Here is a 16,862-nt window from a genome sequence, read left to right on the forward strand (position 1 = left end):
GGCTTGAGCGGTGTCTCATTCCACGAGCAAGATCAGCGGGAAGCTTTGGACGTTCGCACGTGTACGAAAGGGACGACAGCCCCCGGCAAGGCTTACTGCTCGGCCAGTGCGCGGAGCCTGCTGAGGGCACGGTGCTGGGCGACCCGGACGGCTCCCGGGGACATGCCGAGCATCTGGCCGGTCTCCTCGGCGGTCAGTCCGACCGCGACCCGCAGCACGAGCAGCTCGCGCTGGTTCTCCGGGAGGTTGGCGAGCAGCTTCTTGGCCCACTCGGCGTCATCGCTGAGCAGGGCGCGCTCCTCGGGGCCGAGGGAGTCGTCGGGCCGCTCGGGCATCTCGTCGGAGGGCACGGCCGTGGACCCGGGGTGCCGCATGGCGGCGCGCTGCAGGTCGGCGACCTTGTGTCCGGCGATGGCGAAGACGAAGGCCTCGAAGGGCCTGCCAGTGTCCTTGTAGCGCGGGAGCGCCATCAGGACGGCGACACAGACCTCCTGGGCCAGGTCCTCGACGAAGTGCCGGGCGTCGCCGGGCAGCCGGTTGAGGCGGGTGCGGCAGTACCGCAGGGCGAGCGGGTGGACGCGCGCGAGCAGGTCGTGCGTGGCCTGCGCGTCGCCGTCGACCGCGCGGTGCACGAGCGCGCCGATCTCCCCCTGCCCGGCAGGCATGGGGGTACCCACGGTCTCGTCGTCGCGCATCGCTCCATGGTGCCCCGACGCCTCGGCGTTCGTGGCACCGCGTCCGTAGTTGTGCACCGAAGCGTTATGAGTAGGTGCGCCGGCACTCATCTCCTGCGCCCTCCCGTCCCGCTCGATCGACTCGTCCCCGAGGAACTCCACATCTCAAGGATGCGGCATTCCGCGGGGAAGTGACACAAGCCCACCCCGTCCACCCCACGACGGACGCGGGCGAGGACGGGGATACGGCAGGTGACCTGCGATTCAGCGGACCAGGCCCCAGCGGAACCCGAGCGCGACGGCGTGCGCCCGGTCGGAGGCGCCCAGCTTCTTGAAGAGGCGCCGGGCGTGCGTCTTGACCGTGTCCTCGGAGAGGAAGAGCTCGCGCCCGATCTCCGCGTTGGACCGGCCGTGGCTCATGCCTTCGAGGACCTGGATCTCGCGCGCGGTGAGGGTGGGCGCGGCGCCCATCTCGGCCGAACGGAGGCGGCGCGGGGCGAGCCGCCACGTCGGGTCGGCGAGCGCCTGCGTGACCGTGGCCCGCAGCTCGGCGCGCGAGGCGTCCTTGTGCAGGTAGCCACGGGCACCCGCGGCGACCGCGAGGGCGACGCCGTCGAGGTCCTCGGCGACCGTGAGCATGATGATGCGGGCGCCGGGGTCCGCGGAGAGCAGCCGGCGGACGGTCTCCACGCCGCCCAGACCGGGCATGCGTACGTCCATCAGAATCAGGTCCGAGCGGTCCGCGCCCCAGCGGCGGAGGACTTCCTCGCCGTTGGCCGCGGTGGTCACGCGCTCGACGCCGGGCACGGTCGCGACCGCGCGGCGGAGCGCCTCTCGGGCAAGCGGGGAGTCGTCGCAGACGAGGACGGATGTCATGCCTGACCTCCGCGGCTCTCGCAGCTGTTGCGCGTCACCTTGAGCCTCCAGGGCTGTACGTATCGTCACCTGTGCGGTTGACGCTCTCGGACGTTTGCCCGATCGCTTGTTCTTTCAACCGCCTCCGCACTCTCAACGACGGTCACTCGAAAGAGTTACGGGTCGGACGGCGTCTTCGGCACTCTACGTGAGGGGTCGTGCGCGGAGGAGAGTGTCGCAGGTCGTTCGTCCCAACATCGAAAGCTATGCCCCATTTAGCGGGTTTTCTTCCCTTTTCGCAGTGTCTGTGACTAGATTCGCAATGAGTCATATTTACATCTACTTCGACAGTAGGTGTAGCCACCGGACCTGTCGGGACCCGAGGAGCCCCGGCCATCAGCCATCCACCCGCCCACCTATCCGTTCGACACGGTTTCAAGGGGACAAGCGCAATGGCAGATTTCTCCCGCCTTCCCGGACCCAACGCCGATCTGTGGGACTGGCAACTCCTCGCGGCCTGCCGCGGAGTCGACAGCTCCCTGTTCTTCCACCCCGAGGGAGAGCGCGGCGCGGCACGGAGTGCGCGTGAGAACTCGGCGAAAGAGGTCTGCATGCGGTGCCCGGTGCGCGCGGAGTGCGCGGCACACGCACTCGCCGTGCGGGAGCCCTACGGCGTATGGGGCGGCCTCACCGAGGACGAACGCGAAGAACTCATGGGACGCGCGCGCAATCGTCTGATCACGACGGCACCGGCCACCACGCCGGTCGCCTCCGCCACGCCCGTGACATCCATGACGTCGATGACATCCCTCGGGGAACGTATGTGAAGGAACGTTTCTTCACTGCCCTGGGCAGCTGAGCGGGCTGAACAGCGCCCGCAGCGGACCGTGCGCCCGCGCGCGTCGCCCTACGCGCGCGCGGCGGCGCGGATCAGTTCGTCGAGCGTGGCGGCCACGGTCGGGACCTGCGCGAGATCCGGCAGCGTCAGGGCCACGATCTCCCGCTCCACGGCGGGCTCCACGGCGACCGTCCGCGCGCCCTTGGGCCGTACGGACTCGATGGCCAGCTCCGGCAGGACGGCGACGCCCAGACCGGCGCCGACCAGGCCCACCACGGCCGGGTAGTCGTCGGTGGCGAAGTCGATGCGGGGGGTGAAGCCCGCCTCCTCGCAGACGTCCACGAGCTGGCGGCGGCAGCGCGGGCAGCCCGCGATCCAGGACTCGTCCGCGAGTTCCGCGATGCCGACCGAACCGGCCCCGGCGAGCCGGTGCCCCTCGGGCACCAGGCCGACGAGCCGGTCGGCGAGGAGCGGGCGGACGACCAGGTCGTCCCACTCGGCCTGCCCCGCCCCGTACCGGAACGCCAGGGCGATGTCGCAGTCGCCCTCGCGCAGCATCTCGATCGAGCGCGGCGGCTCGGCCTCGACGAGGGAGACCCGGGTGCCGGGGTGCGCGGCCCGGAGCGCGGCGAGCGCGGTGGGCACGAGGGTGGAGCTGCCGCTGGGGAAGGAGACCAGGCGGACGCGGCCCGCCCGGAGCCCGGCGATGGCGGCGACCTCCTCCTCGGCGGCGGTGAGCCCGGCGAGGATGCCGGAGGCGTGGCGCACGAGGACCTCGCCGGCCTGGGTGAGGCGCATCTCGCGTCCCGTACGGATCAGCAGCGGCGTGCCGGCGGAGGCTTCGAGCGCCTTCATCTGCTGGCTGACGGCGGGCTGGGTGCAGCCGAGTTCGCGGGCGGCGGCCGAGAAGGAGCCGGTGGCGGCGACGGCGCGCAGGACGCGGAGGTGGCGGGCCTCGATCATGCGTCCAGCATAAGCGACTCTTGGGTGAAGCAGCCCATTTTCGCGAGCGCCTTTGAGATCGGCGCCCGTAAAGTGCCGGCATGACCTTGCTGAGTGTGAATGTGGGCCGCGCGAGGTCCGTGGAGTACACGGACGCCGCCTCGGGGATGACGGGCATCGACAAGCGCCCCGTGGAGGGGCCCGTGCGGATCGAGGCGCCCGGGGCGCCCGGCGTCGGGGCGAGCGGGGTCGCCGGGGACACGGTCTGCGACCTGCGCTTCCACGGCGGGGACGACCGGGCGGCGTACGCCTTCGCCCGGGAGGACATGGACCTGTGGGAACGGGAGCTCGGCCGCGAACTGGCCAACGGCTCCTTCGGCGAGAACCTCACCACCCGCGGCCTCGACGTGAACGGGGCCCTGATCGGCGAGCGGTGGCGGATCGGCGAGGAGGTGGTCCTGGAGGTGACCGGCGGGCGCATCCCGTGCCGCACCTTCGCGGGCTTCGTCGAGGAGAAGGGCTGGGTGAAGCGGTTCACGCAGTCGCAGGCCGGTCCCGGCGCGCTGCTGCGGGTGATCGTGCCGGGCGAGGTGCGGGCCGGCGACCCGATCACGGTGCTGCACCGCCCCGACCACGACATCACCGTGGCGCTCCTGCACCGCGCCGCGACCACCGAACGCGCCCTGCTGCCCCGCACGTTGGCCGCCGCCGAGTGGATGGAGTCCGGACTGCTCGCGCTCGCCCGCCAGTACACGGAGAAGTACGCCCAGGCGTAGGCGCGGGACGGGGCACTAGGTTGCCCGTATGACGACAGCACTGATTACGGGCGCCACCGCGGGCATCGGCGCCGCCTTCGCACGGAGACTGGCGGCGGACGGCCACGACGTCGTGCTCGTGGCCAGGGACGTGAAGCGGCTCCGGGAGCAGGCGACCGAGCTGCACGACCGGCACGGCGTCGAGGCCGAGGTGCTCGCGGCGGACCTCTCCGAGGAGAAGGGCATCGCCGCCGTCGAGGCCCGGCTCTCGGACCCGAAGCAGCCGGTGGACATGCTGGTGAACAACGCCGGTTTCGGCAACAAGGGCCGCTTCCTCGAGGTCTCCATGGCCGACGAGCTGAAGATGCTGACGGTGCACTGCGAGGCGGTGCTGCGGCTGACCTCGGCGGCCGCCGCCTCGATGAAGGGCCGCCGCCGGGGCGCCGTGGTGAACGTGGCGTCGGTGGCGGCGTTCCTGCCCCGCGGCACCTACGGCGCCTCGAAGGCCTGGGTCGTGCAGTTCACCCAGGGCGCGGCGCGGGACCTCGCGGGCAGCGGGGTGCGTCTGATGGCGCTCTGCCCCGGCTTCGTGCGCACCGAGTTCCACGAGCGGGCCGGGATGGGCACGGACAACATCCCGGGCTGGATGTGGCTCGACGCGGACAAGCTGGTGGCGGCCGCGCTCACCGACCTGGAGCGGGGGAGGACCCTGTCGATCCCGGACCCCCGCTACAAGGCCCTCATGGGTGTGGTGAAGCTGGCGCCGCGGGGCCTGCTCGGCGGGGTCTCCTCCAAGGCGGGCCGCAAGTACGGTCCGGAGTAGGCCGGGTCAGGAGGCCGGCCCGGTGCGCGAGGTCGGTCCCGGCCCCTCGTACGACCCGATGGCGGGAGCCGCCGTCGCCGACACGGCGGCCAGGTCCAGTCGGGCGGTGGCGCCGTTCCGCCAGGTCACGGTGAGGGTGTGGGGGCCCGTGACCCGGACGTTCGCGAGGTCCGACACGGGTGCGGGGTCGGGCTCGGCCGTGAGGGAGGCGAGCGCGACGAAGAGCGAGGCCGGTCCGCGGGTGGTGCCGTGCAGGGCGAGGGTGCGGCTGCCGGGGCCCTGAAGGGTCTCCCCGGTGGGGAGTTCCGCGGTTTCGGGGCGGTAGCCGTGGACCGGGTGGAGCTGGGCGCGGACGGGATGACGCCGGTCGGGGGCCGGTGGGAGCTGGGCACGGACCGGGGGCTGGGCGTGCGGGTCGTCGGGGGTGACGGCCCATCCGGTCTGCCGTACGGGGGTCCCCTCCGGGGCGCCCAGGACGAGGTGGGCGCGGAGTTCGGCGCGGCCGTGGACGAGGGTCGCGGAGAGGACCCGGACGCCGGGCAGCGGGTGGTGGACGGAGGCGGCCCGGTCGGGGCCGGTGCCGACGGGGACGGCGGGGCCCCGGGTGGTGGCCCTCCCGTCGACGAGCAGGGCGAAGTGGTTGTCGGCCACCGCGGTCCCCGTACTGGGTCCCGTACGGGTGGAGTAGGCCTGGCGGGCGTAGCCGGGGTCGTCCTCCGCGCCCGGTGCGCTGTGGACGTGGTTGCTGCCGTGGTTGTGGAGGCGTACGAGCCCGTCGGCGGCGGTGGTCTGGACGAGCAGCCCTGCGGGCGCGACGGGGAGGACCGTGTCGGCGCGTTCGGCGGGCAGGGGTTCCTCGGGGTCGGTCCAGGCGGGGTGGCCGGCGGGGAGGAGGAGGCCGAGGAAGCCCTTGGACGCCCAGTAGGGGGAGCCGGGGCCCGAGTACTCCTGGACGAGCGGCGGGTACGGGCCGTGCCAGCCGAGGCCGAGCAGCCCGCGCTCGTCGGTGGCGCCGCGGTCGAGGAAGTACCGCAGGGTGCCGGAGGCGAGGCGGCGGGTGGCGCCGGGGGCGAGCGGGGTGTGGCCGGTGAGGGCGCCGAGCCAGGGGGCGGCGGCCGCGGCGAAGCGGTAGATCAGGGACCGCCCGTACGGGAGGGGGGCGCCGTTCGCGTCGAAGAGGTGGACGTAGGTGTCGAGGTGGGCGCGCAGCCGGGGCCCGTACCGGTCGAGGAGGTCCTTGTCGCCGGAGAGGTGGGCGTGGAGGACGGGGTAGAAGTGCAGGGCCCAGGCGTTGTAGTGGTCGAAGGCGTGGTTGTCGCCGTCGCTGTACCAGCCGTCGCCGAGGTACCAGTCCTCGATCCGGGCGAGGGAGCGGTCGATCGTGGCGGCGGCGCGGTCGGTCTCGATCCCGGCGTCCCGGAGGAAGCCGGCGACGGTGAGGCCGAAGAGCCACCAGTTGTTGTCGACCGGGGACGGGCCGAGGGCGGGGAGGAGCCAGTCGGCGGTCCGCCGTCGGGTGCGGTCGTCGAGCCGGTCCCAGAGCCAGGGGCGGGTGAGGCGGAGACCGAGGGCGATCGAGGCGGACTCGACGATCGCCTGGCGGGTGCCGGCCATCGCGGGCCAGGACTCCCGGTCCTCCCGTCCCGGCTGCGCGGTCCCGGCGGCGAGCCCTTCGGCGTACCGGTCGAGGTGGCCGTGCGGGTCCTCGCCGTGGGCGCCCGCGACGCGGAGGGCCGCGAGGAGGAAGGTGCGGGCCCAGCCCTCCAGGCCGTCGGAGCGGGGTCCCGACCAGCTGGGGCGGGGCCCGGGGAGGTCGACGAGGCCGCGTCCCGGTGAGGCGAACGGGCGCACGTCCAGGAGGAGTCGGTCGGCCGCGGCCTCCCAGTGGGCACGGGTCCAGCCGGTGTACGGGCTGAGCTCACGGTTCTCGGGCGGCGTGGGCATGATGCTCCCTGGGGCTCCCTGCGGTGACGTCTGCGTCGCCGGGAATCCTGAACAAGACTCCGATCGAACGTCAAGAGAATCGGAGCGAATGATCGAAACTCCCGTCGTTCGATCATTTCTGGGCTAGGGTGGGCGACCCCGACCCGCCGGGCCCACCCTGGGGTCGACGGATCACCACCACCGCGAGGGGGAACACGCCGTGCGCGAGAGTGCCGCCGAACGACACGACCGACTGCTGGCCCTGGTGCGCGAGCGCGGCACCGCCCGCGTCTCCGAACTGGCCGAACGCCTCGGGGTCTCCCCCGTCACCGCCCGCCGGGACGTCGAGGTCCTGGCCGGCCGGGGCCTGCTCGACCGGGTGCACGGCCAGGTGTCCTGGCCCCAGCGGCAGGGCGCCTCGGGCGGGCGCCCCGGCGAGGGCCTGGTCCTCGGTCTGCTCGCCCCCTCCGCCACGTACTACTTCGCCGAGGTCATCCGGGGGGCGCACGAGGCGGCGGCCCGCGCCGGGGCGCGGCTCGTGCTGCGGATCTCCGACTACCGGCCGGAGGAGGACCGCGCCCGCACCGAGGGCCTCCTCGCGGCGGGCGCCGAGGGCGTGCTCGTCGCGCCCGGCTGGCGGGGCCCCGAGGACCGGCTCGCGTACGGGGACTGGCTGGCCGAGCTGCCCGTGCCGGCCGTCCTCCTGGAGCGCCGCGCCGAGCCCGGCAGCCCGCTCGACGGCCTGGACCGGGTCTCCTCCGACCACGCCCACGGCGTGCTGCTCGCCCTGCGCCACCTGCTCGCGCTCGGCCACGCGACGCCGCTGCTCGTGGCCCGCCGGGACTCCCCGACCGCGCTCGCGGTGCGCGCGGGCTACGCCGAGGCGCTGGGGACGCTGGGCCTGAAGGAGCCGCGCCCGGTCATCGACTCCGTACCGGCGGAGGCGGACCCGGAGGGCTTCGAGCGGGCGGTGCGGGCGCTGCACGAGGCCGTCGGCTCGGGCCTGGCGAGCGCGGCCCTGGTCCACAACGACGTGGACGCGATCGAGGTCGTGCAGCGCCTGGCCGAGCTGGGCGTGCGGGTGCCGCAGGACCTGGCCCTGATCGCGTACGACGACGAGGTCGCCGCGCTGGCCGACACCCCGCTGACGGCGGTCGCCCCGCCGAAGCGGCAGGTGGGGCGGCATGCCACGGAGCTCCTGGTGGAGCGGCTCACGGAGGCCCCCGACGAGGACGCGGCGCGGCGCCATCTGAGCCTGCTGCCGTGGCTGCGGGTGCGGGAATCGTGCGGCGCGCACCTCACGCCTCCGGCCTGAGACGCCGCCCCTTCGATCGGAACCGCCGCACACCTTCGATCTGATCTTTTTTCGATCAATCAATCTTTCGCTCTTGACTTCGGTCATGAACGGTCACAGGATCACGGCCACAACCTCCCAGCCGCCCGCCCTCAGGAGCCGTGCCGTGACCCGTACCTGGAGCAGAACGTCCCGCGTCATAGCCGGCACCGCCACCGCCCTGGCCGTCCTCACGGCCTGCGGCGGCGGCGGTGACGACACCGCAAGCAAGCCGAACGGGCCCGTGACCATCACTTTCTGGGGCTGGGCCAAGGGCTCCAAGGACGTCGTGGACGCCTTCAACGCCTCCCACACCGACATCCAGGTGAAGTTCGAGGAGATCCCCTCCGGCACCGCCGGCGGCTACGCCAAGATCTCCAACGCCGTGAAGGCGGGCAACGCCCCCGACCTGGTCTCCATCGAGTACTCCTCGCTCCCCGAGTTCGTGAGCTCCGGCGCCCTCCAGGACATCGGCGACCAGTTCACCGAGGCCGACCGCGGCAAGCTCCTCCCGCAGGCCGTCGAACTCACCACCCTCGGCGGGAAGTCCTGGGCCGTCCCCTTCGACGCCGCCCCGCAGGCCTTCTTCTACCGCAAGGACCTCTTCGCCAAGTACAAGGTCCAGGTCCCCACCACCTGGGACGCGTTCAAGAAGGCCGCCGAGCAGGTCAGGAAGGCCGACGCCAAGACCCGCATCGCCACCTTCTTCCCCGACGACCCGACCACCTTCGAGGCCATGGCCTGGCAGGCCGGCGCCCAGTGGTTCAAGGCCGAGAACGACACCTGGAAGATCGACACCACCGACCCGGCCACCACCAAGGTCACCGCCTACTGGCAGGGCCTCCTCGACGCCGGACTCGTCCACAAGAACGCCTCCTTCAGCCCCGAGTGGACCGGATCCCTCAAGAACGGCACCACCATCGGCTACCTCGGCGCCTCCTGGGGCGCGGGCGTCCTCAAGGGCACCCTGCCCGAGCAGGACGGCAAGTGGGCCGTCGCCCCCATCCCCACCTGGGACGGCAAGCCCGCCAGCGGCATGCTCGGCGGCACCTCCTTCGCCGTCACCAAGGACAGCAAGCAGAAGGCCGCGGCCGTCACCTTCGCCGAGTGGATGTCCACCACCGAGGACGGCGTGAAGGCCCGGATCGCCTCCGGCACCTCCTCCGCCTTCCCGGCCGCCGCCGCCCTGCGCCCGGTCGCCAAGAAGGCCTTCGACGCCGGCTACTACGGCGGCCAGGACATCTACGCCCTCTTCGAGGCCGCCGGCGCCTCCATCAGCCCCGACTGGGCCTGGGGCCCGACCACCGGCACCACCAACACCGCCATCAAGGACCAGTTCGGCAAGATCACCCAGGGCGGCCCGGCCATCGCCGACGCCGTCAAGGCCGGTCACGACGCCACCGTCGCCGAACTCACCAAGCGCGGCCTGAAGGTCGAGGGCTGACCGGATGAAGGCCCGCACCCGCGCCGCCACGCTCCTGCTGACCCCCTTCTTCGTCCTGTTCACCGCGGTGATGGTGGTGCCGATCGGATACGCGGTCTGGCTCAGCCTCTTCACCGAGAAGCAGTCCGGACTGGGCTTCGGCGGCACCGAGACCGTCTTCACCGGCCTCGACAACTACACCGCGGCGCTGGGTGACCGGGCCTTCCTGGAGGGCTTCGGCGTCCTGCTCGGGTACTGCCTGTTCTACATCCCGCTGCTGCTCGCCGGGGCCCTCGGCCTCGCCCTCCTGCTCGACTCCGCGCTCGCCCGCGCCCGCCGCTTCTTCCAGCTCGCGCTCTTCCTGCCGCACGCCGTCCCCGGCATCATCGCCGCCCTGATCTGGGTCTACCTCTACACGCCCCAGCTCAGCCCGGTCGTGCAGGCCATGGAGGCCGGAGGCATCGGCTTCGACTTCTTCTCCCCCGAAGGCGCCCTGCCCTCCATCGTCAACATCGCCCTGTGGGAGTGGCTCGGCTACAACATGGTGATCTTCTACGCCGCCCTCCAGGCCATCGACCGCTCCGTCCTCGAAGCGGCCACCGTCGACGGCGCGAGCGCCTGGCGCATCGCCTTCGCCATCAAGGTCCCGCTCATCAGGGCCTCCCTCGCGATGGTCGCCCTCTTCACGATCATCGGCTCCCTCCAGCTCTTCACCGAGCCGCTCATCCTCAACAAGGGCACCGGCTCCGCCGTCACCTCCACCTGGACGCCGAACATGTACGCCTACACCGCGGCCTTCGACCGCAACGACTACGGACTCGCCGCCGCGGCCTCCGTACTCCTCGCCCTGACGGCGGCACTGCTCTCCTTCGCCGTCACCCGGCTGACGGGCCGCCGCAAGGCGGGCACGGCAGGAAAGGAGCGGACGGCATGAGCAAGCCCCGTACACCCTCCGTCTGGCTGTCCAAGGCCGCCGTCAACGGCGCCCTCGTCCTCGCCGTCGTCTACATGCTCTTCCCGCTGGTCTGGCTGCTCACCGCCGCCACCAAGGACGCCGGAGGACTCCTCGCCGGAAACGCCTTCTCCTTCGAGGGCTTCGACCTCGGCGGCAACCTCTCCCGGATCGCCGAGTACAACGACGGCATCTACTTCCACTGGTACGCCAACAGCCTCCTGTACGCGGGCCTCGGCGCCCTCGCCTGCTCCCTGGTCAGCGTCGCCGCCGGATACGCCTTCCACGTCTACGACTTCCGGGGCAAGGAGAAGCTCTTCGGCCTCGTCCTCCTGGGCGTGCTCGTCCCCACCACCGCGCTCGCCCTGCCGATGTACCTCCTCGCCAGCGAGGTCGGCATCGTCAACACCTACTGGGCCGTCCTGATCCCCGTCCTCGTCAACCCCTTCGGCGTCTACCTCTCCCGGGTCTTCTGCGCCGGCTACATCCCCGACGAGGCCCTGGAGGCCGCCCGTATCGACGGGGCCGGCGAGATGCGCGTCTTCTGGTCCATCGGCCTGCGCATGGTCATGCCCGGCTTCGTGACCGTCTTCCTCTTCCAGTTCACCGCCGTCTGGAACAACTTCTTCCTCCCCCTGGTGATGCTGTCCGACCAGAAGCTCTATCCGCTGAGCCTCGGCCTGTACGCATGGAACAGCAACGCCCATGCCGAGCCCGACTACTACCCCCTCGTCGTCACCGGATCCCTGCTCGCCGTCGTCCCCCTCGTCGTCGCCTTCGTCTCCCTCCAGCGCCACTGGAAGGCCGGCCTGACGGCCGGCAGCGTCAAGTGAGGAGCACAGGTACAACGATGCACCCGACCACCGACAACCGCCCCGCCCTCCTCCTCGCCATGGGCCCCGGAGTCGACGAGCGCCTCCTGACGGCGGACCACCACGCCCGCCTCACCCGGCTCGCGCACACCGACCCCCGCCTGGTCGCCCACGACCTGACCGCCCCCGGCCCGCGGGTCGCCGCCGCCCTCGCCGAGGCCGAGATCCTCTTCACCTGCTGGGGAGCGACCCCGCTCACCGCCGAGGTCCTCGACCGCGCGCCCCGGCTTCGGGCCGTCGTCCACGCCGCCGGCTCCGTCAAGCACCACATCACCGACGCCTGCTGGGAACGCGGCCTCCGGGTCACCTCCGCCGCCGCGGCCAACGCGCTGCCGGTCGCCGAGTACACGCTCGCCGCGATCCTCCTCGCCGGGAAGCGCGTCCTCCGCTCCGCCCAGCGGTACGCCGAACTGCGCACCGACCACGCCTGGCTGGAGGAGTCCACCACCTGGGGGAACTACCGCCGCACCATCGGCATCGTCGGCGCCTCCCGCATCGGCCGCCGGGTCGTCGAACTCCTGCGCCCCTTCGACGTCGAGATCCTGCTGTACGACCCGTACGTGACGACCCCGCCGCCCGGGGTGGAACTCGTCGGCCTCGACGACCTGTGCGCCCGCAGCACGGTCGTCTCGGTCCACGCGCCCCAGCTCCCCTCCACGTACCGCATGATCGGCCCCGCCCAGCTCGCCGCGATGCCCGACGGCACCACCCTGATCAACACCGCCCGCGGCTCCCTCGTCGACGAGGCGGCGCTCCTCCCCCACCTCGTCACGGGCCGCCTCCAGGCGATCCTCGACGTGACGGACCCGGAGCTCCCGCCCGCGGACTCCCCCCTCTACACCCTCCCGAACGTCCTCCTCACCCCCCACGTCGCCGGCTCCCTCGGCAACGAACTCCACCGCATGGCGGACCAGGCGCTGGAGGAGGTGGCCCGGTACGGGCGGGGCGAACCGTTCGCCGAGGAGGTCCGGGCCTCCGACCTCCAGCGGTCGGCGTAACGCGGCGCGGACCGGCCCCGGCGGTTCCGCCCGGGGTTCAGGCCCGCGCCGCGGCCCCGGGCGCACAGGCCGCGAAGACGAGGGGAGCGGCGGCGGGTTCGAGGTGCAGGACGTCGTTGAGGAGGTCCTGCAGGCTGTGCTCGCGCAGGAGTCGCGCGAGCATCACCCGCCCGCGGGCGGGCTCGACGACACGGACCAGCCTGCCGAGTCCGAACGGCATCTCCCCGGCCTCGTCCGTGTCGCCGGGCAGTCCCCGCGACCGTGTCTCGGCGGCCGCTCGGTCCCGCTCCCCTGCCTCCGCGAGGGCCATGACCAGCGCGATCCACACGTGGAGGGTGCCCCGTTCGTCCGGGAGGGACCCGACCAGGTCGCACGCGCGGTCGTACTCGCCAGCCGCCACCAGGGCGCGGACGGTCTCCGTGAGGAGCCCGGACGTCATCCAGTGGGACGTGTCCGTCGCATGGGAGACGACGTCCGCGAGGAGGGCGTCCCCGGCCTCCTCCGCGCCCAGTTCGAAGAAGGCGCGCACCGTGCCCGGGACGGTCGTGAAGGCGTAGGGGCCCTGTTCGTGGTGGGACAGTCCCTCGTCCAGGCAGGTGTGGGCCCGCTCCGTCTCCCCCGTCTTCGCGTAGGCCACCGCGACCGCGGTCCACGCGCGGACACGGTCGTCCGCCGTGGTGACGCGCCGTGCGTACGCTTCCGCCGTCACCGGATCCCCGTGGTCGGCGGCCCCCTCCGCCAGGACGCTCCACAGGTGCTCCCGCAGAGGGTCCCCCAGGACCTCCGCGACCTCCTCGGCCCGCGCGAACAGCCCCTCGCGCGCGAGGCGCCGCACCGACGTCGCCACCGCCGCGTAGGTCGACGGAAGGGCGTTGAGCCGGCGCACCAGCGCGCAGGCCCGGTCGAACTCCCCCAACCGGATCAGCGCCTCGACCGCCGAAGCCAGGTGGATCTGCCAGCCGATCGGGGCGTCTCCGTCCTCGTCGGGCTCCCCGTGCCCGGCCCCGTACTCGAACCCGCGCAGCAGTTCGCGAGCCAGGTCGGCGAAGCCCTCCTCCGCCAGGGCCAGCGCCGTAAGGAACGCGTTGAGGCCCCCGGCCCTGGACTCCGCCCTGGCCCGGGACTCCACCTCCGCCACGACCTCCGCCGCGGCGGCGACGGCCCCGGGCTGCCCGGCCTCGACGGAACTCGCCGTCACCACACCTCGTACCAGCGCGAATCCGCCGCGGCCGTAGGGCACGTCGGGCGCGAGCTCACGCGCCCGGCGCAGGTCACCGGAGCGCGCCAACGCCTCGACGACGACACCCAGCGGATCCCGGGACAACGTCGGATACGGCGCTTCGCGCCGGGCGAGGGCCTCCGCCCGGTCGAACGCGCCCGCCTCCGCCAGCGCCTCCACCACGGTGCGCAGAGCGCGTTCCCGCTGCCCGTCGTCCTCGATGGACCGGGCAAGCTCCTCGGCAGCCCTCAGACCGCCCGCGTCGTCCGCACCGGGATCCGAGGCGAGACCGGCCACCACCTCACGCAGGGCGGAACCCCGGGCCTCCCGGTCCCGGATCGCCTCCGCGAGCTCCCGAGCCCGGTCCCGCCGCCCGGCGGTCACCAGAGCGGCGACCACCTCGCACAAGGCCCAGCCCCGCGCGTCCGGTGCGTCGAACGACTCCGCGGCCGCCACAGCCCGCGCGTACTCACCGGCCTCCGCCAGCGCCTCGACCACACCCACGAGCACGGGCGACGCGCCGACCAGCGCGTCCACACGGTCCAGGATCCCGGCGGCCCTCCCGTCACCGTCCCGCCGGAGGACCGAGGCGATGCGGGCCAACGGCAGGATCTCGCCTTCCGGCCGCGCCTCCTCCGCGAGCCGCAGGGCCTGCTCGACGTCCCCCCGCCCGGCGTGGTCCTCGGCCATCGCGGCCAGCAACACCGCCCGGGCCGTGGCGTCCTCCTCGGCACGGCAGAGGGCGAGGGCCCGGTCGTCCTCGCCGGCCTCCGCCCATGCCCGGGACACCTCGCGGAGCAGCTCCGCCCTCCTCCAGGGGTGCTCCAGCAGCCGTGCGGTCTCCACCGCCCTGTCGTGGAGGCCGACATGGGCCCAGCCACGGCTGACGGTCTCCAGCGTCCTCTCCCGCTCGGACAAGTAGCCGCACAGGAGCGCGGCGTCCGAGGCGGCACTCAGCAGAGTGACGGCGTCCTCCCGCCGGCCGGCGCGGTGGAGCCGCCGCGCGACGTCCACGAGTGCCTGCGCCCGCCAGTCGTCGCTGATGATGCTGCGGGCGAGACCTTCGGCCCGTTCGTACCGGCCCAGCTCCGCCCACGCCCACGGCAGGGTCGGCGGGATGCGGTCGCTCCTTCCCGTGAGCTCCTCACGGACGATCACCAACCGCAGGAAGTCGAGGAAGTCCGGCACGCCCGCGTCGACGAGGGCGGCCTCCGTCGTCCCGATCTCCGTGAGCGCCGCGAGGTCCCCGCCCGTCGCGGCGAGGAGTCGGTCCTGGCGCGGGCCGTCCAGCGCGCACTCCACCATCCGCGTCAGATCCCCCGTGGCGCGCAACAGGGGGAAGTAGCCGTCGAGCAGGTACGCCGGTGTCTCCTCCGGCCAGTCGCACGCCCGCCAGCGGTCCGCCCAGGCGTGCAGGGCCGTCCGGTGCCGGGCCGACTCGCGGGCGCCCAGCATCTCCTGGGCCCGCACCTGGAGTTCCTCGTGCGCCACCAGGTACCGGCCGGCCCGCACGGCGAACGTCCGGCCGGGGCCCGTGCGCAGCACGTCCCGGATGCGGTAGGGGACTTCGCCGGTGAGCTCCGCCAGGTCGTCGGCGGTCAGCCCGCCGCCCGCCGCGACCAGCAGGCCCAGCAGGTCGTGGGGCAGGCCGCCGTCCTCCAGCAGGTACTTCAGTTCCCGCTCGGCCTCCACCCGGATCGCCCGGGCCTCCGGGGACGGGGCCAGGAGGCGGACGATCGACGGGTCACGGAGCGGGTGGGTGTCGGGAACGTCCCCCGGCAGGGGCGGGTTGAGGCGGCCGGAGGCGATGACGGGCAGGTCGTACGGGAGGAGGGCGGCGATCGAGTGGGCGTCGGGTCCGGTGGTGACGCCCCGGTCCTCGTCGAGGCCGTCGACGAGCAGGACCAGGCGGGAGCCGCGCGCCGCGCAGGCCTCGGCGGCGGACCTGTAGAGGCGGAGGAGATGGGCCTCCCGGGTCGCCTCGGTGAGAAGGGCCGGAAGGCCCTCGCCCGCCAGCTCGGCGAGCTGTTCCAGGAGCACGTCGACGTACGCCCCGACGTGGTTCTGCGCGCCCAGCCGCGCGGTGACGAAGAAGGGAACGACGCACACCCCGGGCGGCGGGTTCAGCGCGAACCAGGACAGGAGGGCGGTCTTCCCGGCCCAGGCTCCGGCGCGCCACCAGCTGTACGCCGGACCGGAGTCCGGGCCCGTGCCCTGCGCCAGGCAGAACGCGGCGAGCTCGGCCAGCTCCGCCTCCCGGCCGACCAGCCGGTCCGGGGCGATGCGGCGGACCTGCTCCCAGTAGGCCGAGCGCACGGGCGGCGCGGCGCTCGTCAGGTGGACGTCACCCGTGACGACGACTCCCGCGTCTCGCCCGACGGCGACCGACTGATTCCCCCTGGCCAGCTGCATGCCCCCATGCTGCCAGGGCATCTCCCGCGCCCGGTCCTAGACTGGAGAGGTCCTACCTGGGTCGGGAGGCGTCATGACATTCGTGCAAATCATCGACTGCAAGACGAGCCGGGTCGAGGACCTGAACCGGCTCATGGACCGGTGGGTCGAGCAGACCAAGGGCAAGCGCACCGCGACGCACAGCATCGTCGGCAAGGACCGTTCGGACGCCTCCCACGTCGTGGAGATCGTCGAGTTCCCCTCGTACGACGTGGCCATGCGGAATTCGCAGCTCCCCGAGACCGACCGGATCTTCCGGGAGATGGTCGCGCTCTGTGACGAGATGCCGACCTTCACGGACCTGGACGTCGTCCGGGACGAGCAGATGTACAAGGCGGCCTCGCGCCGGTTCTTCGAGCTGATCTCGACCGCCGGGGAGCTTCCGCCGCTCGACGAGGTGTTCGCCGAGGGGTACCACGACCACGATCCGAGCAACCCGAGCGACTCGTACGGCATGGACGCGCTGCGGCGCGAGGCCGAGATGTGGCGGGCCGCGTTCGACTTCACCTTCACCGTCGAGGACCAGATCGCCGACGGCGACCGGGTCTGCACCCGCTGGACCTGGAACGGAACCCATGTCGGCGACTTCATGGGGATCCAGCCCACCGGGATGGAGGTGACCATGACCGGGATGGTCGTCCACCGCTTCCGGGAGGACGGCAAGGCCGTCGAGGGCTGGTGGCAGTACGACCTGATGGGGCTCATGGGGCAGCTCGGCGTCGAGATGGCGTGAGACGGCAGCGAGGCCCGGTGCCCCCGCGACGGGGGCACCGGGCCTCGGCTGTGAGCTACGAGCGGTGAGCT

General features: G+C 72.8%; 14 protein-coding genes. 9 read left to right on the forward strand and 5 right to left on the reverse strand.

Annotated features, from left to right (window positions below; all coding sequences use genetic code 11):
- Positions 1 to 92: 92 nt before the first annotated feature.
- Both IE237_RS03785 and IE237_RS03790 read right to left on the reverse strand, forming a co-directional pair.
- Positions 93 to 695, reverse strand: coding sequence for a sigma-70 family RNA polymerase sigma factor (locus tag IE237_RS03785; protein WP_308433031.1), 603 nt, complete (start codon positions 693 to 695; stop codon positions 93 to 95).
- 243 nt (positions 696 to 938) lie between these two features.
- Positions 939 to 1,550 carry a response regulator transcription factor gene (locus IE237_RS03790; RefSeq protein ID WP_003948568.1) on the reverse strand — a complete coding sequence of 204 codons (612 nt, stop codon included), beginning with the start codon at positions 1,548 to 1,550 and terminating at the stop codon, positions 939 to 941.
- Between the two features lie 431 nt (positions 1,551 to 1,981).
- Between IE237_RS03790 and IE237_RS03795 the strand changes: the two genes are divergently transcribed.
- Positions 1,982 to 2,356 (forward strand): WhiB family transcriptional regulator, encoded by a 375-nt coding sequence (locus IE237_RS03795; protein ID WP_189800340.1) that lies wholly within the window; start codon positions 1,982 to 1,984, stop codon positions 2,354 to 2,356.
- A gap of 80 nt (positions 2,357 to 2,436) precedes the next feature.
- Here the strand turns inward: IE237_RS03795 and IE237_RS03800 are convergent, their stop codons facing one another.
- Positions 2,437 to 3,330 carry a LysR family transcriptional regulator gene (locus IE237_RS03800; protein WP_189800341.1) on the reverse strand — a complete coding sequence of 298 codons (894 nt, stop codon included), beginning with the start codon at positions 3,328 to 3,330 and terminating at the stop codon, positions 2,437 to 2,439.
- A gap of 80 nt (positions 3,331 to 3,410) precedes the next feature.
- Between IE237_RS03800 and IE237_RS03805 the strand changes: the two genes are divergently transcribed.
- Positions 3,411 to 4,085 carry an MOSC domain-containing protein gene (locus IE237_RS03805; RefSeq protein WP_189800342.1) on the forward strand — a complete coding sequence of 225 codons (675 nt, stop codon included), beginning with the start codon at positions 3,411 to 3,413 and terminating at the stop codon, positions 4,083 to 4,085.
- Between the two features lie 28 nt (positions 4,086 to 4,113).
- Entirely contained in the window at positions 4,114 to 4,887 is a 774-nt protein-coding gene (locus IE237_RS03810; RefSeq protein ID WP_189800343.1) for an SDR family NAD(P)-dependent oxidoreductase, read from the forward strand.
- Between the two features lie 6 nt (positions 4,888 to 4,893).
- Here IE237_RS03810 and IE237_RS03815 read toward each other — a convergent pair whose 3' ends face one another.
- Positions 4,894 to 6,831: a DUF2264 domain-containing protein gene (locus IE237_RS03815; protein WP_189800344.1), complete on the reverse strand. Its 1,938-nt coding sequence runs from the start codon at positions 6,829 to 6,831 to the stop codon at positions 4,894 to 4,896.
- Positions 6,832 to 7,030: 199 nt separating this feature from the next.
- Here IE237_RS03815 and IE237_RS03820 point away from each other — a divergent pair, with 199 nt between their 5' ends.
- From IE237_RS03820 to IE237_RS03840, 5 genes are all read left to right on the forward strand, one after another.
- Entirely contained in the window at positions 7,031 to 8,125 is a 1,095-nt protein-coding gene (locus tag IE237_RS03820) for a substrate-binding domain-containing protein (protein ID WP_189800345.1), read from the forward strand.
- A gap of 145 nt (positions 8,126 to 8,270) precedes the next feature.
- Positions 8,271 to 9,587 carry an ABC transporter substrate-binding protein gene (locus IE237_RS03825; protein ID WP_189800346.1) on the forward strand — a complete coding sequence of 439 codons (1,317 nt, stop codon included), beginning with the start codon at positions 8,271 to 8,273 and terminating at the stop codon, positions 9,585 to 9,587.
- A 4-nt stretch (positions 9,588 to 9,591) separates the two neighbouring features.
- Positions 9,592 to 10,500, forward strand: a complete 909-nt coding sequence (locus tag IE237_RS03830) for a carbohydrate ABC transporter permease (protein ID WP_189800347.1) — start codon at positions 9,592 to 9,594, stop codon at positions 10,498 to 10,500.
- Entirely contained in the window at positions 10,497 to 11,351 is an 855-nt protein-coding gene (locus IE237_RS03835; protein ID WP_189800348.1) for a carbohydrate ABC transporter permease, read from the forward strand. The genes IE237_RS03830 and IE237_RS03835 overlap by 4 nt, the downstream gene beginning before the upstream one ends.
- 17 nt (positions 11,352 to 11,368) lie before the next feature.
- Positions 11,369 to 12,388, forward strand: coding sequence for a hydroxyacid dehydrogenase (locus tag IE237_RS03840; protein WP_189800349.1), 1,020 nt, complete (start codon positions 11,369 to 11,371; stop codon positions 12,386 to 12,388).
- A gap of 37 nt (positions 12,389 to 12,425) precedes the next feature.
- Here the strand turns inward: IE237_RS03840 and IE237_RS03845 are convergent, their stop codons facing one another.
- On the reverse strand, positions 12,426 to 16,019 hold the full coding sequence (locus tag IE237_RS03845; protein ID WP_189800350.1) for a hypothetical protein: 3,594 nt from the start codon (positions 16,017 to 16,019) through the stop codon (positions 12,426 to 12,428).
- 73 nt (positions 16,020 to 16,092) lie between these two features.
- Here IE237_RS03845 and IE237_RS03850 point away from each other — a divergent pair, with 73 nt between their 5' ends.
- Positions 16,093 to 16,791 (forward strand): ester cyclase, encoded by a 699-nt coding sequence (locus tag IE237_RS03850; RefSeq protein WP_189800351.1) that lies wholly within the window; start codon positions 16,093 to 16,095, stop codon positions 16,789 to 16,791.
- Positions 16,792 to 16,862 lie beyond the last annotated feature (71 nt).

Origin of the sequence: Streptomyces tanashiensis, assembly GCF_014648895.1 — a bacterium.
GTDB lineage: Bacteria > Actinomycetota > Actinomycetes > Streptomycetales > Streptomycetaceae > Streptomyces > Streptomyces tanashiensis.